Raw genomic sequence first — 25,471 nt, forward strand, 5'->3', positions numbered from 1 at the left:
AAACCCCCGCCCGCCCCCCAAAAACCCGCCAAGAAACCCCCCCCCCCGGTGTTCTCCCCCTTCAAAGCCCGGGGGCCGTTTTCTGTAGAGGCGACTGTGGGGGCGCCTTCAGCCGCGATGGGGTGGTGCCCCCCCGCCGTTGATCGCGACTGAAGTCGCTCCTACCGCCTCCATCCAGGGTTGGATGAATACGTGGCGTAGAGGATCACCGCTAAGCGGCTCAAGTTGAGAACAGGACGTTCGAAAGGTAGCCCCCAGGGACATACAGGCGGGGCGTCTTTTGTAGGAGCGACTTCAGTCGCGATCGGGTAGTGTCCTACCGCCGTTGATCGCGACTGAAGTCGCTCCTACAGGCTCCATCCAGGGTTGGATGGAGCTGTGGCGTGGAGGATCACCGCCAAGCGACTCAAGTTGAGAACAGGACGTTCGAAAGGTAGCCCCCAGATACAGGCGGGGCGCCTTCTGTAGGAGCGACTTCAGTCGCGATCGGGTAGTGATGCCACCGCCGTTGATCGCGACTGAAGTCGCTCCTACAGGCTTCATCCAGGGTTGGACGGCGCCCCGGCTGGAGGGAAATTTCCCGCAAAAAACGATAAACAAAAAAAAGCCGGCCTTCTTGCGAGGGCCGGCTTTTTAATTTGGTCGGAGTAGCAGGATTCGAACCTGCGACCCCTACGTCCCGAACGTAGTGCTCTACCAGGCTGAGCTATACTCCGAATGTGCGGCGTATTCTAGCAGCGAAATTTCAGAATGCCACCGTTTTAAACCCCACCATGAATCAACTGCCGATATTCTGGCCAGATTGCGCCTCGACGGGCACAATGCCGGCCCCCTCGACGCCCCGGAGAACCCCCGCCATGCCCGAAACCCGCTTTGGAGAACTGGTGCTGCGGCGCTGGCCCCGTCAGCGCGGCGACACCCTGCAGGCGTTCGACGGCGCCGACCACTATCTGCTGCGACTGCTGGAACAGGAAGGGCAGGGGCCCGCCACCCTGGTGGTCAACGATCAATGCGGCGCCCTGTGGCTGGGCGCCGGCCAGCGCGGCCCGACCTGGAGCGCCGGCGATGACTGGGTGGCCCGGCGCGCCGCCCTGGCCAACGGCGAGGACAATCAACGGCCACTGGACACCGCGCACTGGCTGTGGCCCTGGCGGACGCCGCCGGAATCGCCGGATCAGGTGCTGCTGCGGCTGCCCAAGAGCCTGTCCCTGCTGGAAGCGCAACTGGCCTGGCTGGCCGAGTGGCTGCCCGCCGGCACGCCGGTGCTGGCCGCCGGCATGGATAAGCACCTGCCGGCGCAACTGGTGCCGCTGATGAGCCGCTACCTGGGCGAGACCAAGGCCGGACTGGGCTGGAAGAAGGCGCGGGTGTTCCGCGCCACGGCCCCGGGCGAGGCGCTGGCGCCGGTGCCGGAGCCGGTATCCCTGTCGCTGCCGGGTCGGGACTGGACCCTGAGCGCCGGGCCCGGGGTGTTCGGCCGCCGCCATCTGGATATCGGCGCGCGCTTCCTGCTCGGCCATCTGCCCAGCGGTGTCACCGGTCGGGTGGCGGATCTGGGCTGCGGCAACGGGGTGCTGGGGCTGAGCCTGGCGGCGGACAACCCGGAGGCCCGGGTCACGTTCTGCGATGTGTCCTGGCTGGCGGTGGACAGCGCCCGGCACAACGCGGAGGCCCTGTTCGGCGCGGATCACGGCCATGAATTTCATCTCGGCCATGGCCTGGACGGCGTGGACCAACCCTTTGATCAGGTGCTGCTCAACCCGCCGTTCCACCGGGGCCATGCGGTGGACGACCGGGTGGCCCGCACCCTGTTCCGCCATGCCCACCGGCATCTGCGGCCCGGCGGCGAGCTGCGGGTGGTGGCCAACCGGCACCTGCCATACTGGCGGCCGCTGGCCAAGCTGTTCGGCCAGGCGGAGGTATTGGCGGAGAACGAGAAGTTCCGGATCTACCGGTGCGTGAACGGCTGAGCCCTCACGGGCTCAGCGGATCGATCTGCTCGAACGAGGGCACCACCGGGTGGGCGCTGTCGGTAACCGTGCCGAGCCGGTCCAGCAGGATGGTGCGCAGGCCGGCGGCGCGGGCGGCGTCCAGTTCCGCTTCCACGTCGGAAAGAAACAGGATGGCGTCGGCGGGCTCGCCGATGGCCGCCTGAATGGCGCGGTAGCTGTCCGCCTCTTTCTTGCCGCCGGTGGTGGTGTCGAAAAAGCCGCTGAACAGGGGCGTCAGATCGCCGGCCTCGGAGTAGCCGAAGAACAGCTTCTGGGCGGCCACCGAGCCGGAGGAATAGACGTACAGGGCCAGCCCGGCGTCGTGCCAGTGGCGCAGCCGGCCGGCGGTGTCCGGGTAGAGGTGGGCGCGGTAATCGCCCCGTTCATAGCCGGCCCGCCAGATCAGCCCCTGAAGGGTTTTCAGTGGCGTGATCTTGCGGTCTTCGTCGATCCAGCGGCGCAGCACCCGGGCCGCTTCCGCCGGGGTGTCCAGGGCCTGGCCGGCTTGATCGGCGGCGGCGCCCACCGCCGCCGCCACCGCCGGCTCCCGCCAGTGCCGCTCCAGAAACGCTTCCATTTCCCGGTGGGCGTAGGGGAACAGCACGTCCTTTACGAAGGCGATGCTGCTGGTGGTGCCTTCGATATCGGTGACAATCGCTTTGACGGTCATGGTGGCGTCAGTTTTCCAGGCGGTTGAAACGCAGGGCGATGTCATCGCCGGTGAAGTTGGCGACCCAGCCGTCCGGGTTGTTGAACAGACGGATGGCGGTGAAGCGCGGGTTGGGCCCCATGTCGAACCAGTGCGGGGTGTTGGCCGGCACTGAAATCAGGTCGCCCTTGCTGCACAGCACCTCGTAAACCCGCTCGCCGATGTGCAGGGTGAACAGCCCCTGGCCGTCCACGAAGAAGCGCACTTCGTCCTCGCCGTGGCGGTGCTCGTCCAGGAACTTGCCCCGGGCGGCTTCCTTCTGCGGATGGTCCGGGGTCATGCTGACCACGTCCACGGTCTGGTAGCCTTCCTCGCGCATCAGCCGCTGGATGTCTTCCTTGTAGGCTTCGATCACCTGTTCCTGGGTGGGCTGGTCGGCCAGCTCCGCCTCGGCGGACCATTGTTCGTAGCGCACGCCCACCTTGTTCAGTTCCTCGGCCATGGCCTGCTTGTCGTTGACGATCATCTCCGGGCTTTCCGGGTGGCCATCGCGGTAAATTTTCAGATTGCTCATTGTCGGGTCCTTATGCCAGCCGGCGGCGGTCCAGTTCCACCGCCAGTAACGTCTCCAGTGCCTCGATCTGCCGGTAGCAGGCGGGCATGTCCGCCGCCCAGGTGTACAGACCGTGGCCGCGAATCAGATAGGCGTGGGTCAGATGCCCGGCCTCCAGTTGCCGCTCCACGTCTTCGGCCAGGGCGGCGATATCCTGGGTGTTGTCGAACACCGGAATGGTAAGCCGGGTGTCGTGGGTTTGAATACCGTCCAGGGCCTTGAGCAGCTCGTAGCCCTCCAGGGTGACGGTGTTGGCCGGCCAATGCATGGTCAGCACCGTGGCGGCATGGCTGTGGGTGTGCAGCACCGCGTCGATGGCCGGGTCGCGGCGGTACAGGCCGGTGTGCAGCAGGGTCTCCGCCGACGGTTTGCCGTCGCCCACCGGGCGCCCGTCCAGGTCCACCACCATGATGTCGGTTTCCTGCAACAGCCCTTTGTCGCGGCCGGAACGGGTGATGGCGGCATGGTCGGCGTTCAGGCGCAGGGAATAGTTGCTGCTGGTGGCCGGCGACCAGCCGTGTTGATAAAGCCGTTGTCCGGTGGCGGCCAGGGTACGGGCCGCTTCCCGGTAGGCGCTGGTGGAGTAGGGGCGTTCGGTCATGACGGTCTCCGCGCGAAATGGTCGGCCAGGGCGTCCCGGTCCGGGTCGTGGATGACGCCGCTCTCGGTGACGATGGCGGTGATCAGTTCCGCCGGCGTCACATCGAAGGCCGGGTTGTAGACCGGGCAGCCGTCCGGTGCCATCAGGGTGCCGCCCACCCGCCGCACCTCGTCGCCGTCCCGTTCCTCGATAACGATGCCGGCGCCGTTCTCCATGGCCGGGTCCAGGGTGGAATCCGGCGCCGCCACGATAAACGGCAGGCGGTGATGGCGCGCCAGCACCGCCAGATTGTAGGTGCCGATCTTGTTGGCGGTGTCGCCGTTGGCGGCGATCCGGTCGGCGCCCACCACCACCGCGTCGATGCGCCCCCGGGCCATCAACAGGCCGGCGGCGCTGTCCGCCACCAGGGTCACCGGAATGTTTTCCTGCATCAGTTCCCAGGCGGTCAGGCGGGCGCCTTGCAGCCAGGGGCGGGTCTCGCCGGCGTACACGGTTTTCAAATGGCCGTTGCGCCAGGCCGAGCGCACGATGCCCAGGGCGGTACCGTGGCCGCCGGTGGCCAGGGCGCCGGTGTTGCAATGGGTATAAAGGGAGGCATGGGGCGGCAGCAGGGCGGCGCCCAGTTCGCCGAGCCGCTGGTTGGCGGCCTGATCCTCCCGGTGAATATTTTCCGCCTCGCGCACCAGCCGTTTGCCCAGGGCTTCGCCGGGCTCGCCGTCAAAACGGCCGCGCAGCCGCTCCAGGGCCCAGAACAGATTCACCGCCGTGGGCCGGCTGGCGGCCAGCACTTCCAGGGCCGGCTTCAGGCGCGCGGCGCTGGCGCCGGGCCCCAGCCGCAGCGCTTCCAGGGCCAGGCCGTAGGCGGCGGTGATGCCGATGGCCGGGGCCCCGCGCACCGCCATCTGGCGGATCGCCTCGGCGGCGCCGGCGGCATCGCGCACATCCAGCCATTCCGTGTGGGCGGGCAGGCGGCGCTGGTCGAGCAGCAGCAGGTGATCGTCGAGCCAGTGAATGGCGGGGCTTTCAATGGGCATTCGGGTCCCTTACTTAAATGTCGCGGGGCTGGTTGAGCGCCGGCTTGCGGTAGCGGCGACGGATCCAGTTCACCGATCGCAGTACGCCGGGGCGGCGCATGATAGCGCGTTCGATCCGGTATTTCCCCGGGAAGGTGCTGACCATCAGGGCCATCACGATGGTGAGAATGCCCTGGCCGGGCAGCACCAGCATCAGCAGCCCGGCCACCAGCAGAACCAGGGCCAGGGCATTGCGGATCACCCACAGGCCCCAGGCCAGCGGGTCCCGGTAATGGACCGGGCGTTCCGGCTGGTTGAAGTAGTCCACCGGCATGCGCACCACCAGCCAGGGAATCGCCAACATCGACGCCAGGGCCATGACCACGCCGATGGCGGTCAGGGCCGGCAACCAGGGTTCCATGGCATCGATCAGTGGCACCAGGGTGGTCGGCCATTGGAAATTCAAACATTGCCTCCAAATCGCGGCCAACGCCGCGTCTTTCGCACCCGCTCCGCGGGATGCTCGCTTGTCCGGTACAATGGCGCTACTGAAGCGGCAATTCAATCGCTCCACGGCAGGGAGAGACCCCATGATTTGGAAACTGATTCTCGCGGTCCTGGCGGGCCTGGCCATCGGCGCCGTGCTCGGGGCTCTGGTGTGGCGCTGGATGGCCCGCCGGCAGGAGCGGGCGCGGGTGGCCGCCCGGCACCATGAGGTGATGAACAGCCTGGAGGTGCTCAGCCGCGCCCTGCTGCAGGGGCAGGTGGAGAGCAGCGAGGCCAGCATTCGCATGGCGGTGCTGCTCGACTGCCTGCCGGCGGACGTGGCGCCGAAGGTGGACCTGGCGGCGATCCACCAGCTCGCCGAAGCCTGCGACGACTTCGACCGGGGCGAAGCCCGGCAACGGCTGACACCGGCGGAGCGCAACCGCCAGGATCTGGCCCGGCTGGAATTGGAAGCGCAACAGAACCCGGCGGTGCTGGCCGCCGCCGGGCGCCTGCAGGAGGTGCTCGGGCAATGGCGGGCCCGGTTGTCGGGCTGATCGCGGTTGGGGTTGTCTCGGGGCTGATCGCGGCTGAAGCCGCTCCTACAATGCTTTGGTCCATCGTGGGTATCGCGGCTAAAGCCGCTCCTACAGGGCGAATGTAGGAGCGGCTTCAGCCGCGATCCATCCCCCGAACTGTAGGAGCGGCTTTAGCCGCGATCCACCCACCGAACTGTAGGAGCGGCTTCAGCCGCGATAAGCCCGATCCGCGCACTGGCTCTACAGACGCGCCGGCCAGTCTCGAAAGCGGCGAGGCGAGGGCGACCTTGCAGTATCATCGCGCCTCCGTTTTCGCAGTGAAGCCGACTCAGAATTATGAGCCAAACCTCCCTGTATGTGGCCTTTCCGGCCTCCGACACGCTACGCGACCGCATCGACGCCTTTCTGCAAGCCACCGCCGAGGAGCCGGAGCGTAACCACGCCGACCGTCTGGACGCGATCATGGACCCGTTCCTGGATGAGGTGCTGCACACCTATTTCACCGGGCCCATCGACGCGGTCAACGCCAAGGGCCCGGCGGTGAACGTGATCCTCGGTGCCATGAAGGTGATCAACAAGGCCGCCCACGGCCTGGCCGGCCGTCTGATGCGCAAGACCAGCGTTCCGGAGCAGCAGGCACTGGCCGCCCACTTCTCAGCCCTGCGTCTGGAGAAGGACGGTCAGGTGTTCGTGGGCTACCCGCTGTCCCCGTCCCTGGCGGAACGGGCCAGCCTGGTGTTCCAGGAATTCGCCGACGGCCAGGGTGAAATGCGGCATCTGGTGGAGGTGATGGACGGCATCAGCGCCGGCGCCATCGAGGCCTACCTGGACAAGACCGTGGGCAACCTGGAACTGGGGCGCATTAACCGGGGCCTGGTGTCCGGCGCCCGCGCCACCATCAAGAAAGCCTCCGCGTCGTCCGTGGAAAAGGGCATTCCGGCCATGGACCGGGAACACCGCAAGCCGGTGGTGGCGTATTTCGAATCCCTGCTGCTGGACCCGCGTACCGCCGCCTGATCGCACGGTAACGCCGTTCCATAATGCCCCTCCATAACGAAGAAGGGCCGCTTTAAAGCGGCCCTTCTTCGTTGCGGCGACCCGGCAAACCGGTTCAGTTGGAGCCGGAGTCCGAGGACGGGGTGGGGGTGCTGGAGGAAGAGGCCGCCGCCTTTTTCGGAGCGCTCTTGCGCGCGGCGGTCTTTTTGGCCGGTGCCTTTTTGCTGGCGGACTTCTTGGCCGGGCTCTTCTTGGTGGCCGCTTTCTTGCTGGCGGCTTTCTTGGCGGCCGCTTTTTTGGCCGGAGCCTTCTTGCTGGTGGACTTCTTGGCGGCGGCTTTCTTCGGCGCTACCTTCTTCTCGATGTCGCGGGCCCGCTTTTCCAGATCCTTCTGGTACTGGTTGATCACCTTGGCCAGGCTGTTGGCCTGCTTGGCGGTGGCCTTGAGCACCCGCACCTCGGTTTCCAGGAAGCGTTTGCGGGCTTCCGAGTCATCCACCCGCTGACGGGCGTCATCCACCGCCTTGCGAGCCCGATCCACCTGCCGTTGCACCGAGGAGGTGGCTTTTTCCCGGTACTCCGCCTGCAGTTTTTCCAAGCGGTTGAGGCGCTCCCGACGGCGCTGCATTTCATCGTTGACCCGCTTGCGGGCCTTGTCCAGCTGACTTTCCAGCTGCGCGATCTGCTTGTCTCTTTCCTGATCAAAGCGCTCGGCGAGCTTACGAATCTGACCCTGCAGTTCGTCGAGACGGTCTCTTACCTTGTTAGCGGCCATGGATGACTCCCTTTCCCCTAGAGTGTTTGGCGGTGCGGATCTCCAGACTACCGATCCGCTTGAAACTGTATGTCACATTTTTGCCCTGGACAACCGCCGTCGCGCCGGCGATTGCCGGCTTTATGATGCAATCGTGTAACCGGGCCGCCGCCGTTCAATTGTGGTTTGCCGGATGAATGGGGATACTGGGCGCCTCATCAACGGACGGATCGATTATGCCGGTTTCCTTCGATGGCAAGTTGGTGGTGGCGATCAGCTCCCGGGCGCTGTTCGATCTCAGCGACAGCCACCAGGTGTTCGAGCGGGAAGGGCTGGATGCCTTTCAGGATTATCAGGTCGCCCACGAGGACGACGTGCTGGCCCCCGGCGACGCCTTCGCCCTGGTCAAGAAGCTGCTCGCCATCAATGAGATGGAGGAGGGCCGTGGCCGGGTGGAAGTGATCCTGCTGTCGCGCAACAGTTCCGACACCGGCCTGCGGGTGTTCAATTCCATCGAGCATTACGGCCTGCCGATCACCCGCGCCGCCTTCGCCGGCGGCCAGAGCCCGCACCGCTATGTGCCGGCCTTTGGCGCCCATGTGTTCCTGTCCACCGACGCGGAGGATGTGCGTCAGGTGCTGGAGGCGGGCTTCGCCGCCGCCACCATTTTGTCGCGGGGCAAAATGGACCCGAAGGACCCGACCCTGCGCATCGCCTTCGACGGTGACGCGGTGCTGTTTTCCGACGAGTCCGAGCAGGTGTTCCAGAGCGATGGCCTTGAGGCGTTCGCCGCCAACGAGAAAAGCGCCGCCCGCCAGCCGCTCAGCGACGGCCCCTTCCGGGGGTTCCTGGAGGCCCTGCACCAGATTCAGCGGGAGTTCTCGCCGCAGCACTGTCCGATCCGCACGGCACTGGTGACGGCGCGCTCGGCGCCGGCCCACGAGCGGGTGGTGCGTACCCTGCGCAGCTGGGGCATTCGTATCGACGAGAGCCTGTTCCTGGGCGGCCTGCCGAAAGGGGAATTTCTGCGCGCCTTCGGCGCCGATGTGTTCTTCGACGACCAGCAGGGCCACTGCGAATCGGCCAGCCCCCATGTGGCCGCCGGCCATGTGCCCCACGGAATTTCCAACCCACGTCCCGAATCCGAATAATCCGGCGGCCGGCGGGCCGCCCCGGCATTGCCAGCTTCTTCACGTCCTACTATGCTTGGAACGCATAATCGCCCGCATTTTTATAACCAAGCCCGGGCCCGGAACCCTTGGCGACCCCGCGGGCGGGGCGTTTCCGGCAAGGAGCGTTAATGAAGCTGCAACAACTCCGCTATATTTGGGAAGTGGCGCGCCACGATCTCAATGTCTCCGCCACGGCTCAGGCTCTGTACACCTCCCAACCGGGCATCAGCAAGCAGATCCGCATGCTCGAGGACGAGCTGGGCGTGGAGGTGTTCGCCCGCAGCGGCAAACATCTGACCCACATTACCCCCGCCGGCGAGGCGATCCTGCGGATCGCCGGTGAAATTCTGCAGCAAACCGAATCGATCAAGCGGGTGGCCCAGGAGTTCCGTGACGAGACCAAGGGCGACCTGAGCATCGCCACCACTCACACCCAGGCCCGCTACGCGCTGCCGCCGGTGATCCAGCAGTTCACCCGCCGTTTTCCGGACGTGTCGCTGCACATGAACCAGGGCACGCCCATGCAGATCGCGGAAATGGCCGCCGACGGCAGCGTGGATTTCGCCATCGCCACCGAGGCCCTGGAGCTGTTTTCCGATCTGGTGATGATGCCCTGCTACCGTTGGAACCGTACCGTGGTGGTGCCGGAAGGCCATCCGCTCACCCGGGTCCGGCCGCTGACCCTGGCGGCCCTGGCCGAGTATCCGCTGGTCACCTATGTGTTCGGCTTCACCGGCCGCAGCAAGCTGGACGACGCCTTCGCCAAGGAAGGGCTGGAGCCCCGGGTGGTGTTCACCGCCGCCGACGCGGATGTGATCAAGACCTATGTGAAGCTGGGCATGGGCGTGGGCATCGTCGCCCATATGGCCGTGGACCCGGTGCAGGACAAGGGGCTGGTGAACCTGGACGCCGGCCACCTGTTCGAGCCCAGCACCACCCGCATCGGCTTCCGCAAGGGCACCTTCCTGCGCGGCTTTATGTACGAGTTCCTGCAGACCTTCGCGCCGCACCTGACCCGTGAGCGCATCGACGCGGCGGTGCAGGCGGGCAGCCGCGAGGAACGGGAAGCCCTGTTCGCCGACCTGGAACTGCCCAGCCGCTGAGCGCCCGGCGCCCGGCGGGGCGCCGTTGCAAAGCCGGCGGGGCGCCGCTACATTGTGCGCGCCTTTTTTACCGTGCACTTTTACCGATTAAGGGGATCACCGTGGAATTGCTTTGTCTGGACCTGGAAGGGGTGCTGATTCCGGAAATCTGGATCAACTTCGCCGAGCGCACCGGCATCGACGAACTGCGCGCCACCACCCGGGATATCCCGGACTACGATGAGCTGATGAAAATGCGGCTCGGCATCCTCGACCAGCACGGCTACGGCCTGCCGGACATCCAGAAGGTGATCGACACCCTGGAACCCCTGGACGGGGCGGTGGAGTTCGTGGAATGGGCCCGGGAGCATTTCCAGCTGATCATTCTGTCGGACACCTTCTATGAGTTCGCCCGTCCGCTGATGCGCAAGCTCGGATCGCCGACCCTGTTCTGCCACCGTCTGGCGGTGGACGACAACGGCCGCATCACCGACTACATCCTGCGCCAGAAAGACCCCAAGCGGGCCTCGGTGAAAGCGCTGCACACCCTGAACTACCGCATCATCGCCGCCGGTGACTCCTACAACGACACCACCATGCTCAGCGAGGCGAACCAGGGCATCCTGTTCCACGCGCCGGACAATGTGATCCGCGAATTCCCGCAATTCCCGGCGGTGCACAGCTACCAAGACCTGAAGAAAGAGATCATCAAGGCCAGCCAGCGCGACCTGCCCCTATAACCCCCCCCCCTGTTATTTGTAGGAGCGGCCGGGCGGCGTTCCGCTTCAGCCGCGATCCGCGATCAGCGCCCACGTTGATCGCGGCTGAAGCCGCTCCTACGGTGTGGTGCCCAGCGCTTCCATCAGCTTGCGCACCTTGAACCAGCTTTCCTCGTATTCCTCCTCCGGCTTGGAGTCGTAGACGATGCCGCCGCCGCCGTGGCAGTAGAGGGCGTCGCCGTCGGTCTGCAGGGTGCGGATCAGAATATTGCTGTCGAAGTGGCCGTTCCGGTCCTGCCAGAACAGGCTGCCGCAGTAGGCCCCCCGTGGGTGCGGCTCCAGTTCCTGAATGATTTCCATGGCTCTTTTCTTGGGCGCGCCGGTGATGCTGCCGCCGGGAAAGGCGCTGAGCAGGGCGGCCAGGGGTGCCACCCCCGGGCGCAGGGTGCCGGAGATGGTGGACACCAGATGCTGCACGTTGCTGAACCGCCGCAGTTCGAACAGCGGGTCCACGTGGATCGAGCCGGCCTCGCAGAATTCGCCCAGGTCATTGCGCAGCAGATCCACGATCATCAGATTCTCGGCCCGGTCCTTGGGGTGGCGGCGCAGCGCTTCGCCCAGGGCCCGGTCTTCCTCGTCATTGGCGCCCCGGGGCCGTGAGCCCTTGATCGGCTCGGTGCGTACCACGCCGTCGCGGATGCTCAGGAAACGCTCCGGCGACACCCCGAACACCGCCTCGTCCCGATCGCGGAAATAACCGGCGTGCGGCGCCGGGTGGGCGGCCAGCAGCCGTTCGAAGGCGGCCAGCGGGCAGCCCCGCCAGCGCGCCTGGAAACGTTGCGCGTAGTTCACCTGATAGCAGTCGCCGGCACTCAGATAGTCACGGATTCGGCACAGCGCCCGCCGGTACTGGTGGGCGTCCTGTTGCGGTTGGAACGGCGCGGTCAGGGAGAAGGGGGCGGGCGCCGCCGGCCGGTGGGGGCGCGGCGGGGCGCGGAACAGATGCACCACCGCCTCGGCGTCGTTGTCCGCCAGGCCGTGCAGCGCCAGGCCGGCGTCGTAGGGAATCAGCCCGCAGGCGAACACGCAGTCGTCCGCCAGTGCCTGCTCCAGCCGGTCGGGCAGGGCGCGCAGCGCCGCCGCGCCCCGGGCCCGCAGGGTGCGGGCCGGCGCGCCCAGGGCCATCAGGCCCCGTTCGCCGCTGAAGATCACATGGGGCGGGTGCGGGTGCCGGGCGGTGCCGGGGTGGGGGGCGGCGGCGGTTGTGTCAGGGCAATCTGTATCGGCCATGCGAGTTCCCGGGAGCCTGGAGCACCGGCGGCGGGCGCCGGGGAGGGCGTAGTGTAGCGCCGGCCCCGGGGACCGGCAAAAGCGGAAAGCGGCCTCGGGAGATTGTCGACAATATGCATTGAAAGCGTTCCCCTTCAGGGGTAAAGTGCCAGCCATTCCTATCCATTGTCGACAATGAAAGGTGGCCCTCTTCATGCACCAGCTGGCCGATGACAGCGTCCGCACCCTGGCCGACCGGGTTTTTACCCGGCTCCAGGACGACATCGTGCGCGGCGTGATCGCCCCGGGCAGCAAGGTCAGCGAGACCGATCTGGCCGGCCGCTATGGGGTCAGCCGGGGGCCGCTGCGCGAGGCCATCCGCCGGCTGGAATCCCGCAAGCTGGTGGAGCGCGAGGTGCACGTGGGCACCCGGGTGGCGTCGCTGAGCTTCGATGAGCTGATCGAAATCTATTATGTGCGCGAGGCCCTGGAAGGGCAGGCCGCCCGGCTCGCCGGCGAGCGCATGAGCGACGCCGAGGTGGCCGGTCTTTATCAGTTGCTGGCCCAGCACGAACAGCAGCAGGACCTGCGCGAGGACACCGCCTATTTCCAGCGCGAGTTCGACCTGGATTTTCACTATCGCATCATTCAGGGCAGTCACAATCAGACGCTGATCCGCATGCTGATCGGCGAGCTGTATCACCTGGTGCGGATGTACCGCTACCAGTTCAGCACCACGGCCAACCGGCCGCAGAAAGCCCTGCACGAACACCGTCGCATCGTCGAGGCCATCGAGGCCCGGGATGCGGAGATGGCTGAACTCCTGATGCGCCGCCACATCGGTCGGGCACGGGAAAACATCGAGGCCCAGCAAAGGAGTCCCCAATGAGCCGTACCATCAGCGCCGGCGCCCGTTTCCGGCAAGCCCTGGCGGAAGAACAACCGCTTCAGATCATGGGTACCATCAATGCCTACACCGCCATGATGGCGGAGCAGGTGGGTTACCGTGCCATCTACCTGTCCGGCGGCGGCGTCGCCAATGCCTCCTACGGTCTGCCGGACCTGGGCATGACCACCATGAACGACGTGCTCGAGGACGTGCGCCGCATCAGCGCCGCTTCCGAGGTGCCGTTGTTGGTGGACATCGACACCGGCTGGGGCGGCGCCTTCAACATCGCCCGCACCGTCAAGGAAATGATCCGTGCCGGCGCCGGTGCCGTGCACCTGGAGGATCAGGTGGCGCAGAAACGTTGCGGCCACCGCCCTAATAAGGAAATCGTGCCCCAGCAGGAAATGGTGGACCGCATCAAGGCCGCCGCCGACGCTCGTACCGACGATGATTTCTTTATCATCGCGCGCACCGATGCGTTCCAGAAGGAGGGCCTGGAGGCCGCCGTGGAACGGGCCCGCGCCTGCGTGGAAGCCGGTGCCGACGGCATCTTCGCCGAGGCCGTGCACACCCTTGAGGACTACAAGGCGTTTTCCGAGGGGCTCGGCGACACGCCGCTGCTGGCCAACATCACCGAATTCGGCGCCACGCCGCTGTTCACCCGCGAGGAACTGCGGGACGCCGGCGCCGGCATGATTCTGTACCCGCTGTCCGCGTTCCGCGCCATGAATCAGGCGGCGCTGCGCGTGTACCAGACCATCCGCGAGGAAGGCACCCAGAAGAACGTGGTCGACACCATGCAAACCCGCATGGAACTGTACGACTTCCTGGGCTACCACGACTACGAACAAAAACTCGACGAGCTCTTCGCCAAGCAGCGCGGAGAATAACGGACCCGTCAATACGAGGACGATGACGATGGCAGAGAAGCAACCCAACGGCGCAGGCCTGCGCGGCCAGGTGGCCGGTAAAACCGCCCTTTCCACCGTGGGCAAAAGTGGCTCCGGCCTCACTTACCGTGGCTATGACGTCAAGGATCTGGCGGAGAACTGTCAGTTCGAGGAAGTGGCCCACCTGATTCTCAAAGGCGCGCTGCCCACCCAGGCGGAACTGGACGCCTACAAGAAGAAGCTCAAGGGCCTGCGTGGTCTGCCTCAGGCGCTCAAGGAAGTGCTGGAGCGGATTCCCAAGGACGCCCACCCCATGGACGTGATGCGCACCGGCTGCTCCATGCTCGGCAACCTGGAAACGGAAACCAGCTTCGATCAGCAGCAGGACGCCACCGACCGCATGCTGGCGGCGTTCCCGAGCATCATCTGCTACTGGTACCGCTACAGCCATGACGGCGTGCGCGTGGAAACCGAAACCGATGACGATTCCATCGGCGCCCACTTCCTGCACCTGCTGCGCGGCGAGAAGCCCAACGACCTGCACGAAGCGGTAATGCACGTTTCGCTAATCCTGTACGCGGAGCACGAGTTCAACGCCTCCACCTTCACCGCCCGTGTCTGTGCCTCCACGCTCAGCGACCTGCACAGCTGCATCACCGGTGCCATCGGCTCCCTGCGCGGCCCGCTGCACGGCGGCGCCAACGAGGCGGCCATGGAGATGATCGAGAACTTCAAGGACCCGGACGACGCCGAGAAAGGCATGCTCGGCATGCTCGAACGGAAGGAAAAGATCATGGGCTTCGGCCACGCGATCTACCGCGAGTCCGACCCGCGTAACGCCATCATCAAGCACTGGTCCGAGAAGCTGTCCCGGGATGTGAACGGCGAGAACCTGTACAACATTTCCGTGCGCTGTGAGGAAGTGATGTGGCGCGAGAAGAAACTGTTCTGCAACGCGGATTTCTTCCACGCCTCCGCCTACCACTTCATGGATATCCCCACCAAGCTGTTCACGCCGATCTTCGTGATGAGCCGGCTGACCGGCTGGGCCGCCCATGTGTTCGAACAGCGCGCGGACAACCGCATCATCCGTCCCAGCGCCGAATACACCGGTCCGGAACTGCGCAAGGTAACGCCCATCGCCGAGCGCGGCTGATCGGTCGCGGCTGATCGCGGCTAAAGCCGCTCCTACGGAGACTTGTAGGAGCGACTTCAGTCGCGAAACCGACGGATACTCCTCACCTCAGCAATTCATTACTCAGGTAGTCCCCAGGCCATGAACTCCGAATACCGCAAACGCCTTCCCGGCACCGATCTGGATTACTTCGACACCCGCGCGGCGGTGGAGGCGATCCAGCCCGGCGCCTACGCCAAACTGCCCTACACCTCGCGCATTCTCGCCGAGCAGCTGGTGCGCCGCTGCGAGCCGGCGGCGCTCACCGATTCGCTCAGGCAGTTGATCGAACGCAAGCGCGATCTGGATTTTCCCTGGTACCCGGCGCGGGTGGTGTGCCACGACATTCTCGGCCAGACCGCCCTGGTGGACCTGGCCGGTCTGCGTGACGCCATCGCCGAGAAGGGCGGTGACCCGTCCCAGGTCAATCCGGTGGTGCCCACCCAACTGATCGTGGATCACTCCCTGGCGGTGGAACACCCGGGCTTCGAGGCGGATGCCTTCGAGAAGAACCGGGCGGTGGAGGAGCGGCGCAACGAGGACCGCTTCCACTTCATCAACTGGACCAAGACCGCCTTCGACAACGTGGACGTGATCCCGCCGGGCAACGGCATCATGCACCAGATCAATCTGGAGAAGATGTCGCCGGTGGTGCAGATCAAGGATGGCGTGGCGTTTCCGGACACCTGCGTGGGCACCGACAGCCACACTCCCATGGTCGACGCCCTGGGCGTGATCTCGGTGGGCGTGGGTGGCCTGGAAGCCGAGAACGTGATGCTCGGCAATCCGTCCATGATGCGCCTGCCGGATATCGTCGGCGTGGAGCTCACCGGCAAGCTGCGCCCGGGCATCACCGGCACCGACATGGTGCTGGCGATCACCGAGTTCCTGCGCCGCGAGCGGGTGGTGGGCGCCTACCTGGAATTCTACGGCGAGGGCGCCGACAGCCTGTCCGTGGGCGACCGCGCCACCATCGCCAACATGACCCCGGAATACGGTGCCACCGCCGGCATGTTCTTTATCGATGGCCAGACCATCGATTACCTGAAGCTGACCGGTCGGGACGACGACCAGGTGGCCCTGGTGGAAAGCTACGCCCGGGAAACCGGCCTGTGGGCGGACCACCTGAAGGATGCGGAGTACGAGCGGGTGCTGAGCTTCGATCTGTCCAGCGTCGGCCGTAACCTGGCCGGGCCGTCCAATCCCCATGCGCTGCTGCCGGTGTCCGAGCTGCACCAGCGCGGCGTGGCCGGCGAGTGGGAAGAGAAAGAGGGCGAAATGCCCGATGGCGCGGTGATCATCGCCGCCATCACCTCCTGCACCAACACCAGCAACCCGCGCAATATGATCGCCGCCGGGCTAATCGCGCGGAACGCCAACCGGCTCGGCCTGACCCGCAAGCCCTGGGTGAAGTCCTCCCTGGCGCCGGGCTCGAAGACCGTGAAGATGTATCTGGAGGCGGCCAACCTGTTGCCGGAGCTGCAAAGCCTGGGCTTCGACGTGGTGGCCTTTGCCTGCACCACCTGCAACGGCATGAGCGGCGCGCTGGATCCGACCATCCAGCAGGAAGTGATCGACCGGGACCTGTACGCCACGGCGGTGCTGTCCGGCAACCGCAACTTCGACGGCCGTATCCATCCCTATGCCAAGCAGGCGTTCCTGGCCTCGCCGCCGCTGGTGGTGGCCTATGCCATCGCCGGCACCATCCGCTTCGACATCGAGAAAGACGTGCTCGGTCATGACGCGGACGGCAAGCCGATCCTGCTCAAGGACATCTGGCCGGACGACGCCGAGATCGACGCCATCGTCAAAGCCAGCGTCAAACCGGACCAGTTCCGCGCCACCTACATTCCCATGTTCGAGAAGAAGGGCGGGGAAGAACGCGCCGCCAGCCCGCTTTACGACTGGCGCCCGCAGAGCACCTATATCCGCCGCCCGCCGTACTGGGAAGGCACCATGGCCGAGGCCCGGGCGCTGAAAGGCATGCGGCCGCTGGCTCTGCTGCCGGACAACATCACCACCGACCACCTGTCGCCGTCCAACGCCATCCTGCTGGACAGCGCCGCCGGTGCCTACCTGCACAAGATGGGCCTGCCGGAGGAGGACTTTAACTCCTACGCCACCCACCGGGGCGACCACCTGACCGCCCAGCGCGCCACCCTGGCCAACCCGAAACTGTTCAATGAAATGGTGCGGGATGAGAAGGGTGAGGTGATCCAGGGCTCCCTGGCGCGGGTGGAACCGGACGGCGAAGTGATGCGCATGTGGGAGGCCATCGAAACCTACATGCAGCGCAAGCAGCCGCTGATCATTATCGCCGGCGCCGACTACGGCCAGGGTTCATCCCGGGACTGGGCGGCCAAGGGCGTGGCCCTGGCCGGCGTGGAAGCGATTGTCGCCGAGGGCTTCGAGCGCATCCACCGCACCAACCTGATCGGCATGGGCGTGATGCCGCTGCAGTTCCAGGAAGGCACCACCCGCCACACCCTGGGCCTGGACGGCACCGAGGTCTATGACGTGGAAGGCGAACCGGCGCCCCGCGCCACCCTGACCCTGGTGATCCACCGCGCCGACGGCGAAGTGGAACGGGTGCCGGTGATCTGCCGCCTGGACACCGCCGAGGAAGTCTCGGTGTACGCCGCCGGTGGCATCCTGCAGAAATTCGCCAAGGAGTTCATGGCGGACACCGCCGCCTGAGAGCTCCACTGTAGGAGCGGCTTTAGCCGCGATAACCTGACCGCGGCTAAAGCGGAGTGCCGCCCAGCCGCTCCCACGGGGTAGACGATCAGCAGGCGACAAGATTGGAGAAATCACCATGAGTCATGCACCACAAATCCGCGTCCCCGCCACCTACATGCGTGGCGGCACCAGCAAGGGCGTGTTCTTCCGCCTGGACGACCTGCCGGAAGCGGCCCGGGAACCCGGCGCCGCCCGGGACGCGCTGCTGCTGCGGGTGATCGGCAGCCCGGACCCCTATGGCAAGCACACCGACGGCATGGGCGGGGCCACCTCCAGCACCAGCAAGACCGTGATCCTGTCCACCAGCGCCCGCCCCGGGCACGACGTGGACTATCTGTTTGGCCAGGTCTCCATCGACAAGCCGTTCATCGACTGGAGCGGCAACTGCGGCAATCTCACCGCCGCCGTGGGCGCCTTCGCCATCAGCAACGGCCTGGTGGACCCGGCCCGGGTGCCGGATAACGGCGAGGCGGAAATCCGCATCTGGCAGGCCAATATCGAGAAGACCATCATCGCCCGCATTCCGATCACCAACGGTGAAGTGCAGGAAACCGGCGACTTCGAACTGGACGGCGTCACCTTTCCCGCCGCCGAGGTGAAGATCGAATTCCTGGACCCGGCGGACGGGGAGGGCGCCCTGTTCCCCACCGGCAACCCGGTGGACGACCTGGAGGTGCCGGGCATCGGCACCCTCAAGGCGACCATGATCAACGCCGGCATTCCCACCGTGTTCGTCAACGCGGCGGATATCGGCTACACCGGCACCGAGCTGCAGGGCGACATCAACGAGGACGCCCGGGCCCTGGCCCGCTTCGAGACCATCCGCGCCCACGGCGCCCTGCGCATGGGCCTGATCCAATCGCTTGAGGAAGCGGAGCAGCGCCAGCACACCCCCAAGGTGGCGTTCGTGGCGCCGCCGGCGGAGTACCTGGCGTCCAGTGGCAAAACCGTGGCCGCCGGGGATATCGACCTGCTGGTGCGGGCCCTGTCCATGGGCAAGCTGCACCACGCCATGATGGGTACGGCGGCGGTGGCCATCGGCACCGCCGCCGCCATCCCCGGCACCCTGGTGAACCAGGCCGCCGGTGGCGGCGAACGGGACTCGGTGCGTTTCGGCCACCCCTCCGGTACCCTCAAGGTGGGCGGCGAAGCACGCCGCGACGGCGACCGCTGGCAGGTCACCAAAGCCACCATGAGCCGCAGCGCCCGGGTGTTGATGGAAGGCTGGATACGGGTCCCCGGCGCATAAAGCCACAAGCGACGCCGATCGCGGCTGAAGCCGCTCCTACAAGACGCCCCCAACCCGTAGGAGCGACTTCAGTCGCGATGGGGCGAGGCCGCTTACGGATCGCGGCTGAAGCCGCTCCTACAAGGCGCCCCCAACCCGTAGGAGCGACTTCAGTCGCGATTGGGCGGGACCCGCAAGCGCCCCTCTCACCAGCTTGTAGCTTGACGCTTGAAGCTTGTAGCTTCCAACGTAGCGCGGATCGCGGCTGAAGCCGCTCCTACAAGGCACCCCCAACCTGTAGGAGCGACTTCAGTCGCGATGGGGCGAGGCCGCCAACCCCGATCACATCGTCAAGGAGGCACCATGACCGGCAACGTGGATCAGAACCTGCGGCCGGATTACGATCCGGAAATTCAGGCCATCGTCGACTATGTGCTGGATTACCCGATTGAATCCGAGGTGGCCTGGGACACCGCCCGGCTGTGTCTGATGGACACCCTGGGCTGCGGATTGCTGGCGCTGCGGTTCCCGGAATGCGGCAAGCATCTGGGCCCGCTGGTGGAGGGCACCCTGGTGCCCCACGGGGCGCGGGTGCCGGGCACGCCGTTCCGGCTGGATCCGGTGAAGGCGGCCTGGGACATCGGCTGCATGGTGCGCTGGCTGGACTACAACGACACCTGGCTGGCGGCGGAATGGGGCCACCCCTCCGATAATCTGGGCGCGATTCTGGCGGTGGCGGATCATCTGTCGCAGAAGAATCTGGCCCGGGGCAGGGCGCCGCTGACCATGAAGGCGGTGCTGGACGCCATGATCCGCGCCCACGAAATCCAGGGCGTGCTGGCGCTGGAAAATTCCTTCAACCGGGTGGGCCTGGACCATGTGCTGCTGGTGAAGGTGGCCTCCACGGCGGTGGCGGCCAGGATGATGGGCGCCGACCGGGAGCAATTGCTGTCCGCCGTGTCCCACGCCTGGGTGGATGGCCAGGCCCTGCGCACCTACCGCCATGCCCCCAATGCCGGCTCCCGTAAATCCTGGGCCGCCGGCGACGCCACCAGCCGGGCGGTGCGCCTGGCGGACATCGCCCTGCGCGGCGAGATGGGCATCCCCGGGGCCCTCAGCGCGCCCCAGTGGGGCTTCTACGACGTGCTGTTTTCCAAGACCAACAAGGATCAGAAGCTCAAGCCGGAGCAGGATCGGCGCTTCAAGTTCCAGCGCGACTACGGCGCCTATGTGATGGAGAACATTCTTTTCAAACTGAGCTTCCCGGCGGAATTCCACGCCCAGACCGCCTGCGAAGCGGCGGTGACCCTGCACCCCCGGGTCAAGGACCGGCTCGACCAGATCAGCCGTATCGTTATCACCACCCACGAATCGGCGATCCGCATCATCTCCAAGCAGGGGCCCCTGGCCAATCCGGCGGACCGGGACCACTGCCTGCAGTACATGACCGCGGTGCCGCTGATCTTCGGCGCCCTGGACGCGGACCATTACGAGGACGCCTTCCACCAGCAGCACCCGATCATCGATCAGCTGCGCGAGCGCATGGAAATCGTCGAGGACCCGCAATACACCCGCGACTATCTGGACCCGGAGAAACGCTCCATCGCCAACGCCGTGCAGGTGTTCTTCGAAGACGGCTCCAGCACCGACCAGGTGGCGGTGGAATACCCCATCGGCCACCGGCGCCGCCGGGAGGAAGGCTTGCCGGTGCTGGAAGACAAGTTCCAGCGTAACCTGGCCACCCGCTTCCCCGCCGGCCGGGTGGCGGCGATCACCGACCTGTGCCGGGACGCCGAGCGCCTCAACGCCACGCCGGTGAATGAGTTTATGGATCTGTTCGTTATTTAATCCAATCGCGGTAGGAGCGGCTTTAGCCGCGATAAAGGCACGCTTGTTCGGCCGTGCCTTATCGCGGCTGAAGCCGCTCCTACAGATCCTATTGCAGGCGCCGTTGCAGGCCGGTCATGGCCAGGATGCGGGTGCTGATTTCCTCGATGGACAGTTCGGTGGCGTCCAGGTTGGGAATATTGAACTTGTTGTACAGCGCCTGCAGGGCGCGCACTTCCATGTCGCATTGGCGCGGCGAGGCGTAGCGGCTGCCGGCCTTGCGCTCGCTGCGGATGGCGCTGAGCCGGTCGGCGTTGATGGTCAGGCCGAACAGTTTATGGCGATGGGGCGCCAGGGCGTCCGGCAGCCGCAGGTCGTCGAAGTCATCCTCGGTGAGTGGGTAGTTGGCGGTGAACAGGCCGAACTGCAGGGCCAGATACAGGCAGGTGGGGGTCTTGCCGGAGCGCGACACGCCCACCAGGATCAGGTCCGCCTGGTCATAGTGGCGGGTGCGGGCGCCGTCGTCGTTGTCGAGGGCGAAATGCACCGCGTTGATGCGGATGCGGTAGGCCTGCTGATCGCGGATCGCATGGCTCTGGCCGATCTTGTGGTTGGCCGACACACCCAGTTCGTCTTCCAGCGGTTTTTGAAAAGCGGTGAACAGATCCAGCACCCGGCCATTACAGGTATGCAGAATCTGCCGCTGGGGGCCGTCCACCAGGGTGGAGAACACCACCGGGGTGAGACCGTCGCTTTCCGCGGCCCGATTGATGCGGCTGACCGCCTGCCGGGCCAGGTCGTCGGACTGCACATAAGGGATGGTGACCTGATCAAAATCTATACTACCGAACTGGCTGAGCAGACTGTGCCCGATGGTCTCGGCGGTAATGCCGGTGCCGTCGGAAACAAAAAAAGCGGTTCTTTTCATGGACTTGGGGCTCCTCGGCGGCACGTGATCGAGCTCGTGCCGTGGTTCAGAAAACGCCGTGACAGTTTCGCCAATAGGGGCGGGCAAAGCGCCGTCGTTTTGGGTAGAATGGCGCCTCGATTCATTCCGGTAAAGCCGGGAACCGCCGAAACACGGTGCACAATACCGTTCCCGGGTTCCACGGCCAGCAACACTTAAGGAGACGACCCTTGGCGGAGTACGTAGTCTGGTTTCAGGATCTGGGCAAGGACGACGTGGAACGCGTCGGCGGCAAGAATGCCTCCCTTGGCGAGATGATCAGCAACCTGGCCGCGGCCGGCGTTTCAGTGCCGGGCGGTTTCGCAACCACCGCGCAGGCGTTCCGCGATTTCCTCGAGCACAACGATCTGACCACCCGGATCAACGACGCCCTGAGCGCGCTGGATGTGGAAGACGTGGTGGCCCTGGCGGAAACCGGCGAGAAGATTCGTAAATGGGTGGTGGACGCCCCGTTCCAGCCGGAACTGGAAGCCGCCATTCGTGACGCCTACGAACAGATGGGCGAAGGCAACGCGGAGTTGCCGGTGGCGGTGCGCTCCTCGGCCACCGCCGAGGATCTGCCGGACGCGTCTTTCGCGGGCCAGCAGGAAACCTTCCTCAACATCCGTGGCCTGGACCACGTGATGGTGGCGGTCAAGGAGGTGTTCGCCTCCCTGTTCAACGACCGCGCCATCAGCTACCGGGTGCACCAGGGCTTTGATCACAAGCTGGTGGCCCTGTCCGCCGGCGTGCAGCAGATGGTGCGCTCCGAAACCGGCGCCGCCGGCGTCATGTTCACCCTGGACACCGAGTCCGGTTTCCGCGACGTGGTGTTCATCACCGCCTCCTACGGTCTCGGCGAGATGGTGGTGCAGGGCGCGGTGAACCCGGACGAGTTCTACGTTCACAAGAAAACCCTGCTCAACAAGCGGCCTTCGATCCTGCGCCGCAACCTGGGCAGCAAGCTGCAGAAGATGGTGTACGGCAGCGAAGCCAGCGCCGGCAAGTCGGTACAGACCGTGGACGTGCCGCGGGAAGACCGCCAGCGTTTCTGCCTCAGCGACGCCCAGGTGGAAAGCCTGTCCCGTCAGGCCATCGAGATCGAGAAACACTACGGCATGCCGATGGACATCGAGTGGGCGCTGGACGGCGACACCGACAAGCTGTTCATCGTGCAGGCCCGCCCGGAAACGGTGAAGAGCCGTTCCGACGCCTCGGTGATGGAGCGCTACCTGCTCAAGCAAACCGGCAAGGTCCTGGTGGAAGGCCGCGCCATCGGCCAGCGCATCGGCGCCGGCCCGGTACGCATCGTCAGCAGCATCAAGGAAATGGACCGGGTGCAGCCCGGCGACGTGCTGGTCACCGACATGACCGACCCGGACTGGGAACCGGTGATGAAGCGGGCCGCCGCCATCGTCACCAACCGGGGCGGGCGTACCTGCCACGCGGCGATCATCGCCCGTGAACTGGGCGTGCCGGCCATCGTCGGCTGTGGCGATGCCACCGAGCTGCTCAAGGACGGTCAGGAAGTGACCGTGTCCTGCGCCGAAGGCGACACCGGCAATATCTACGAAGGCAAACTGGACTTCGATATCCAGCGCAATTCCATCGAGTCCATGCCCAAGCTGCCGTTCAAGATCATGATGAACGTGGGCAACCCGGACCGGGCCTTCGATTTCGCCACCCTGCCCAATCAGGGCGTGGGCCTGGCGCGTCTGGAGTTCATCATCAACCGTATGATCGGCGTGCATCCCAAGGCGCTGCTCAACTACGACAAGCTGCCCCGTGACGTGCAGCAGGCGGCGGACAAGCGCATCGCCGGCTACGACGATCCGGTGGACTTCTACGTGGAGAAACTGGTGGAGGGGATTTCCACCCTGGCCGCCGCCTTCTTCCCGGAAAAAGTCATCGTGCGGCTGTCGGACTTCAAGTCCAACGAGTACGCCAACCTGATCGGCGGCAGCCTCTACGAGCCGGACGAAGAAAACCCGATGCTCGGCTTCCGTGGCGCCAGCCGTTACATCAGCGAAAACTTCCGCGACTGCTTCGAGCTGGAATGCCGGGCACTCAAGAAAGTGCGCGATGAAATGGCCTTCACCAACGTGGAGATCATGGTGCCCTTCGTGCGCACCACCGGCGAGGCGGAGCAGGTCATCGATCTGCTGGGCAAGAACGGCCTCAAGCGTGGCGAGAACGGCCTGCGCGTGATCATGATGTGCGAGCTGCCCACCAACGCGCTGCTGGCGGACGAGTTCCTCAAGCACTTCGACGGCTTCTCCATCGGCTCCAACGACCTGACCCAGCTGACCCTGGGCCTGGACCGGGATTCGGGCATCATCAGTCATCTGTTCGATGAGCGGGACCCGGCGGTGAAGGCGCTGCTGAAGATGGCCATCGACGCCTGCAACACCCATAAGAAATACGTGGGTATCTGCGGGCAGGGCCCGTCCGACCATCCGGATCTGGCCAAATGGCTGATGGAGCAGGGCATCGACTCGGTGTCCCTGAATCCGGATTCGGTGCTGGGCACCTGGTTCTACCTGGCCGAGAAACACGGCCACTGACCAGCGGTGTCCACCGACCCACGAAGAAGCCCGGCCTCGCGCCGGGCTTTTTTGTGGTTATGAGGTAGGAGCGGCTTTAGCCGCGATCGGTGCTGGTGTCATTTATCGCGACTGAAGTCGCTCCTACAACCAGGGGGAGGGGGTGTGGGAGGGCGGGGCTTCACTCCCTTCCCGGGCCGGGTTATCTTTCGGCCATGTTTCATCGTCTGATCCGCACTCTTGAGCTTTACGACGGTCTGCGCCTGCCGGTGCGCATCGGCCGGCATGAGCTGTTGCTGTTGCATGAGGAAGGGGAGAGCTGGCTGGTGCAGCGGCGTTGCCCCCACGGCGACTTTCCGCTGGAGCGGGGCAGTGTGCACGACGGGGTGCTGCGTTGTCCCGGCCACGGCCTGACGTTTTCCCTGCGCAATGGCCGTTGCCCGGACAATCCGGCGTTCTGCCTGCGCCACTATCGGTTGGAGTTCGACGGTCCCTGGCTGGGGGTGTCCCTGGACCCGGCCGGCGGCCACTGACCGGCTCAGCGGCTGGCCACGGTCTCCGGACTGGCCATTTCCAGCTGATAACGCAGCCGCAGTTCCTTCACCTTGCGCACGTAGGCCCGGGTCTCCGGGAACGGCGGAATGCCGCCGTAGCGGCGCACATTGCCTTCGCCGGCGTTGTAGGCGGCCAGCACCTGGTCGAGGGTGGGGAAGCGCTCCTGCAGATAGGCCAGGAAGCGGGTGCCGCCGCGAATATTGTCGGCGGCGTCGAAGGGGTTGCTGACCTCGAGATAGTCGGCGGTGCCCGGCATCAGCTGCATCAGACCCTGGGCGCCCACCCGGGACACCGCGTAGCGGTCGAACAGGGATTCGGCGTGGATCACCGCCTTGACCAGCGCCGGCTCCACCTCGAAATTGCCCGCATTGGCCAGGATCAGGGTGTCGTAACGGTTGCGCTGGAACTCGGACAGGGGCTGCGGCCGGTAGCTCCACCCCTTGCGCACGGACAGCAGGGTGTAATCGGCACTGACCCGGTCCCGGGGCTGGTCGGTAAACAGGATTTCCCCGTTGGCCCCCCGGTATTTGTAGATATTGTCGGCCCCGACGCGCGTGGACACCCCCAGTGCGAGCACCAGTGCCAGCGTCAGGCCGATCACCCCCGTGATCTTCATGATGTTATGGTCCAGCCCGATTCCGAACCGTCTTGATACCACAGTCCCGGGGCCCCCGCTAGGTGTGTCGTATCAGATACCACGACCGGTTCTCAGCGTTTCGGCTTAGGGTTTTTACAAGTGAGGCTGGCGGGGCGGCGCTTCTCTTCACCCACTACTGCCGCCAGCCGGCTCCGATAG

General features: G+C 65.6%; 23 protein-coding genes and 1 tRNA gene. 14 read left to right on the forward strand and 10 right to left on the reverse strand.

Annotated elements, in window-relative coordinates; all coding sequences use genetic code 11:
* Positions 1-639: 639 nt before the first annotated feature.
* Positions 640-716, reverse strand: a tRNA-Pro gene (locus FGS76_RS05375).
* Positions 717-857: 141 nt separating this feature from the next.
* Between FGS76_RS05375 and FGS76_RS05380 the strand changes: the two genes are divergently transcribed.
* On the forward strand, positions 858-1,970 hold the full coding sequence (locus FGS76_RS05380; RefSeq protein ID WP_240692429.1) for a methyltransferase: 1,113 nt from the start codon (positions 858-860) through the stop codon (positions 1,968-1,970).
* Positions 1,971-1,974: 4 nt separating this feature from the next.
* Here FGS76_RS05380 and mtnC read toward each other — a convergent pair whose 3' ends face one another.
* From mtnC to FGS76_RS05405, 5 genes are read right to left on the reverse strand one after another with little or no spacing between them, the layout of a single operon-like run.
* Entirely contained in the window at positions 1,975-2,661 is a 687-nt protein-coding gene (gene mtnC, locus FGS76_RS05385; protein WP_138771608.1) for an acireductone synthase, read from the reverse strand.
* Positions 2,662-2,668: 7 nt separating this feature from the next.
* Complete coding sequence (locus FGS76_RS05390) at positions 2,669-3,214, reverse strand: 1,2-dihydroxy-3-keto-5-methylthiopentene dioxygenase (RefSeq protein WP_138771609.1); 546 nt, start codon at positions 3,212-3,214, stop codon at positions 2,669-2,671.
* Between the two features lie 10 nt (positions 3,215-3,224).
* The gene (locus tag FGS76_RS05395; RefSeq protein WP_138771610.1) at positions 3,225-3,854 is read right to left on the reverse strand and encodes a methylthioribulose 1-phosphate dehydratase; all 630 of its coding nucleotides are present in this window, start codon (positions 3,852-3,854) and stop codon (positions 3,225-3,227) included.
* Positions 3,851-4,888, reverse strand: coding sequence for an S-methyl-5-thioribose-1-phosphate isomerase (mtnA, locus tag FGS76_RS05400; protein ID WP_138771611.1), 1,038 nt, complete (start codon positions 4,886-4,888; stop codon positions 3,851-3,853). The genes FGS76_RS05395 and mtnA overlap by 4 nt, the downstream gene beginning before the upstream one ends.
* 13 nt (positions 4,889-4,901) lie before the next feature.
* Positions 4,902-5,333, reverse strand: coding sequence for a hypothetical protein (locus FGS76_RS05405; RefSeq protein ID WP_240692430.1), 432 nt, complete (start codon positions 5,331-5,333; stop codon positions 4,902-4,904).
* A gap of 124 nt (positions 5,334-5,457) precedes the next feature.
* On the opposite strand from FGS76_RS05405, the gene FGS76_RS05410 reads away from it, so the two are divergent.
* Positions 5,458-5,910: a DUF2489 domain-containing protein gene (locus tag FGS76_RS05410; protein WP_138771612.1), complete on the forward strand. Its 453-nt coding sequence runs from the start codon at positions 5,458-5,460 to the stop codon at positions 5,908-5,910.
* Between the two features lie 318 nt (positions 5,911-6,228).
* The gene (locus tag FGS76_RS05415; protein WP_138771613.1) at positions 6,229-6,909 is read left to right on the forward strand and encodes a hypothetical protein; all 681 of its coding nucleotides are present in this window, start codon (positions 6,229-6,231) and stop codon (positions 6,907-6,909) included.
* Between the two features lie 94 nt (positions 6,910-7,003).
* On the opposite strand, the gene FGS76_RS05420 is transcribed toward FGS76_RS05415, so the two are convergent.
* The gene (locus FGS76_RS05420) at positions 7,004-7,663 is read right to left on the reverse strand and encodes a hypothetical protein (protein WP_138771614.1); all 660 of its coding nucleotides are present in this window, start codon (positions 7,661-7,663) and stop codon (positions 7,004-7,006) included.
* Positions 7,664-7,878: 215 nt separating this feature from the next.
* On the opposite strand from FGS76_RS05420, the gene FGS76_RS05425 reads away from it, so the two are divergent.
* From FGS76_RS05425 to thrH, 3 genes are all read left to right on the forward strand, one after another.
* Positions 7,879-8,793, forward strand: coding sequence for a 5'-nucleotidase (locus FGS76_RS05425; RefSeq protein ID WP_138771615.1), 915 nt, complete (start codon positions 7,879-7,881; stop codon positions 8,791-8,793).
* A gap of 149 nt (positions 8,794-8,942) precedes the next feature.
* On the forward strand, positions 8,943-9,917 hold the full coding sequence (gene cysB / locus FGS76_RS05430; protein WP_138771616.1) for an HTH-type transcriptional regulator CysB: 975 nt from the start codon (positions 8,943-8,945) through the stop codon (positions 9,915-9,917).
* 101 nt (positions 9,918-10,018) lie between these two features.
* On the forward strand, positions 10,019-10,636 hold the full coding sequence (gene thrH, locus FGS76_RS05435; protein WP_138771617.1) for a bifunctional phosphoserine phosphatase/homoserine phosphotransferase ThrH: 618 nt from the start codon (positions 10,019-10,021) through the stop codon (positions 10,634-10,636).
* Positions 10,637-10,732: 96 nt separating this feature from the next.
* Here the strand turns inward: thrH and FGS76_RS05440 are convergent, their stop codons facing one another.
* Positions 10,733-11,905, reverse strand: a complete 1,173-nt coding sequence (locus FGS76_RS05440; protein ID WP_240692431.1) for an anthranilate synthase component I family protein — start codon at positions 11,903-11,905, stop codon at positions 10,733-10,735.
* Between the two features lie 193 nt (positions 11,906-12,098).
* Here FGS76_RS05440 and FGS76_RS05445 point away from each other — a divergent pair, with 193 nt between their 5' ends.
* From FGS76_RS05445 to prpD, 6 genes are all read left to right on the forward strand, one after another.
* Positions 12,099-12,773, forward strand: coding sequence for a GntR family transcriptional regulator (locus tag FGS76_RS05445; RefSeq protein WP_138771618.1), 675 nt, complete (start codon positions 12,099-12,101; stop codon positions 12,771-12,773).
* Positions 12,770-13,663 (forward strand): methylisocitrate lyase, encoded by an 894-nt coding sequence (gene prpB, locus FGS76_RS05450; RefSeq protein WP_138771619.1) that lies wholly within the window; start codon positions 12,770-12,772, stop codon positions 13,661-13,663. Before FGS76_RS05445 ends, prpB begins: the two co-directional genes overlap by 4 nt.
* 28 nt (positions 13,664-13,691) lie before the next feature.
* Positions 13,692-14,819: a bifunctional 2-methylcitrate synthase/citrate synthase gene (prpC, locus tag FGS76_RS05455; protein ID WP_138771620.1), complete on the forward strand. Its 1,128-nt coding sequence runs from the start codon at positions 13,692-13,694 to the stop codon at positions 14,817-14,819.
* 120 nt (positions 14,820-14,939) lie between these two features.
* Positions 14,940-17,534, forward strand: a complete 2,595-nt coding sequence (acnD, locus tag FGS76_RS05460; RefSeq protein WP_138771621.1) for a Fe/S-dependent 2-methylisocitrate dehydratase AcnD — start codon at positions 14,940-14,942, stop codon at positions 17,532-17,534.
* Positions 17,535-17,652: 118 nt separating this feature from the next.
* Positions 17,653-18,825, forward strand: a complete 1,173-nt coding sequence (gene prpF, locus FGS76_RS05465; protein WP_138771622.1) for a 2-methylaconitate cis-trans isomerase PrpF — start codon at positions 17,653-17,655, stop codon at positions 18,823-18,825.
* Positions 18,826-19,167: 342 nt separating this feature from the next.
* A complete protein-coding gene (gene prpD / locus FGS76_RS05470) occupies positions 19,168-20,652 on the forward strand; it encodes a 2-methylcitrate dehydratase (protein WP_138771623.1) in 1,485 nt (494 codons plus the stop codon).
* An 88-nt stretch (positions 20,653-20,740) separates the two neighbouring features.
* Here prpD and ppsR read toward each other — a convergent pair whose 3' ends face one another.
* Positions 20,741-21,559 carry a posphoenolpyruvate synthetase regulatory kinase/phosphorylase PpsR gene (ppsR, locus tag FGS76_RS05475; RefSeq protein ID WP_138771624.1) on the reverse strand — a complete coding sequence of 273 codons (819 nt, stop codon included), beginning with the start codon at positions 21,557-21,559 and terminating at the stop codon, positions 20,741-20,743.
* 209 nt (positions 21,560-21,768) lie between these two features.
* On the opposite strand from ppsR, the gene ppsA reads away from it, so the two are divergent.
* Together ppsA and FGS76_RS05485 are read left to right on the forward strand one after the other, a co-directional pair.
* Positions 21,769-24,141 (forward strand): phosphoenolpyruvate synthase, encoded by a 2,373-nt coding sequence (ppsA, locus tag FGS76_RS05480; RefSeq protein ID WP_138771625.1) that lies wholly within the window; start codon positions 21,769-21,771, stop codon positions 24,139-24,141.
* 194 nt (positions 24,142-24,335) lie between these two features.
* Entirely contained in the window at positions 24,336-24,653 is a 318-nt protein-coding gene (locus FGS76_RS05485; RefSeq protein WP_138771626.1) for a Rieske (2Fe-2S) protein, read from the forward strand.
* Between the two features lie 5 nt (positions 24,654-24,658).
* Here FGS76_RS05485 and FGS76_RS05490 read toward each other — a convergent pair whose 3' ends face one another.
* Entirely contained in the window at positions 24,659-25,291 is a 633-nt protein-coding gene (locus FGS76_RS05490; protein WP_138771627.1) for a lytic transglycosylase domain-containing protein, read from the reverse strand.
* Positions 25,292-25,471 lie beyond the last annotated feature (180 nt).

This window comes from Alloalcanivorax gelatiniphagus (genome assembly GCF_005938655.1).
GTDB classification, from domain to species: Bacteria; Pseudomonadota; Gammaproteobacteria; order Pseudomonadales; family Alcanivoracaceae; genus Alloalcanivorax; species Alloalcanivorax gelatiniphagus.

What these genes read in the sequence shown, in the direction of transcription:
- FGS76_RS05380 (WP_240692429.1), top strand. Translation starts at nt 858, where the DNA reads ATGCCCGAAACCCGCTTTGGAGAACTGGTGCTGCGGCGCTGGCCCCGT.
- mtnC (WP_138771608.1), bottom strand. Translation starts at nt 2,661, where the DNA reads ATGACCGTCAAAGCGATTGTCACCGATATCGAAGGCACCACCAGCAGC.
- FGS76_RS05390 (WP_138771609.1), bottom strand. Translation starts at nt 3,214, where the DNA reads ATGAGCAATCTGAAAATTTACCGCGATGGCCACCCGGAAAGCCCGGAG.
- FGS76_RS05395 (WP_138771610.1), bottom strand. Translation starts at nt 3,854, where the DNA reads ATGACCGAACGCCCCTACTCCACCAGCGCCTACCGGGAAGCGGCCCGT.
- mtnA (WP_138771611.1), bottom strand. Translation starts at nt 4,888, where the DNA reads ATGCCCATTGAAAGCCCCGCCATTCACTGGCTCGACGATCACCTGCTG.
- FGS76_RS05410 (WP_138771612.1), top strand. Translation starts at nt 5,458, where the DNA reads ATGATTTGGAAACTGATTCTCGCGGTCCTGGCGGGCCTGGCCATCGGC.
- FGS76_RS05415 (WP_138771613.1), top strand. Translation starts at nt 6,229, where the DNA reads ATGAGCCAAACCTCCCTGTATGTGGCCTTTCCGGCCTCCGACACGCTA.
- FGS76_RS05420 (WP_138771614.1), bottom strand. Translation starts at nt 7,663, where the DNA reads ATGGCCGCTAACAAGGTAAGAGACCGTCTCGACGAACTGCAGGGTCAG.
- FGS76_RS05425 (WP_138771615.1), top strand. Translation starts at nt 7,879, where the DNA reads ATGCCGGTTTCCTTCGATGGCAAGTTGGTGGTGGCGATCAGCTCCCGG.
- cysB (WP_138771616.1), top strand. Translation starts at nt 8,943, where the DNA reads ATGAAGCTGCAACAACTCCGCTATATTTGGGAAGTGGCGCGCCACGAT.
- FGS76_RS05440 (WP_240692431.1), bottom strand. Translation starts at nt 11,905, where the DNA reads ATGGCCGATACAGATTGCCCTGACACAACCGCCGCCGCCCCCCACCCC.
- FGS76_RS05445 (WP_138771618.1), top strand. Translation starts at nt 12,099, where the DNA reads ATGCACCAGCTGGCCGATGACAGCGTCCGCACCCTGGCCGACCGGGTT.
- prpB (WP_138771619.1), top strand. Translation starts at nt 12,770, where the DNA reads ATGAGCCGTACCATCAGCGCCGGCGCCCGTTTCCGGCAAGCCCTGGCG.
- prpC (WP_138771620.1), top strand. Translation starts at nt 13,692, where the DNA reads ATGGCAGAGAAGCAACCCAACGGCGCAGGCCTGCGCGGCCAGGTGGCC.
- acnD (WP_138771621.1), top strand. Translation starts at nt 14,940, where the DNA reads ATGAACTCCGAATACCGCAAACGCCTTCCCGGCACCGATCTGGATTAC.
- prpF (WP_138771622.1), top strand. Translation starts at nt 17,653, where the DNA reads ATGAGTCATGCACCACAAATCCGCGTCCCCGCCACCTACATGCGTGGC.
- prpD (WP_138771623.1), top strand. Translation starts at nt 19,168, where the DNA reads ATGACCGGCAACGTGGATCAGAACCTGCGGCCGGATTACGATCCGGAA.
- ppsR (WP_138771624.1), bottom strand. Translation starts at nt 21,559, where the DNA reads ATGAAAAGAACCGCTTTTTTTGTTTCCGACGGCACCGGCATTACCGCC.
- FGS76_RS05485 (WP_138771626.1), top strand. Translation starts at nt 24,336, where the DNA reads ATGTTTCATCGTCTGATCCGCACTCTTGAGCTTTACGACGGTCTGCGC.
- FGS76_RS05490 (WP_138771627.1), bottom strand. Translation starts at nt 25,291, where the DNA reads ATGAAGATCACGGGGGTGATCGGCCTGACGCTGGCACTGGTGCTCGCA.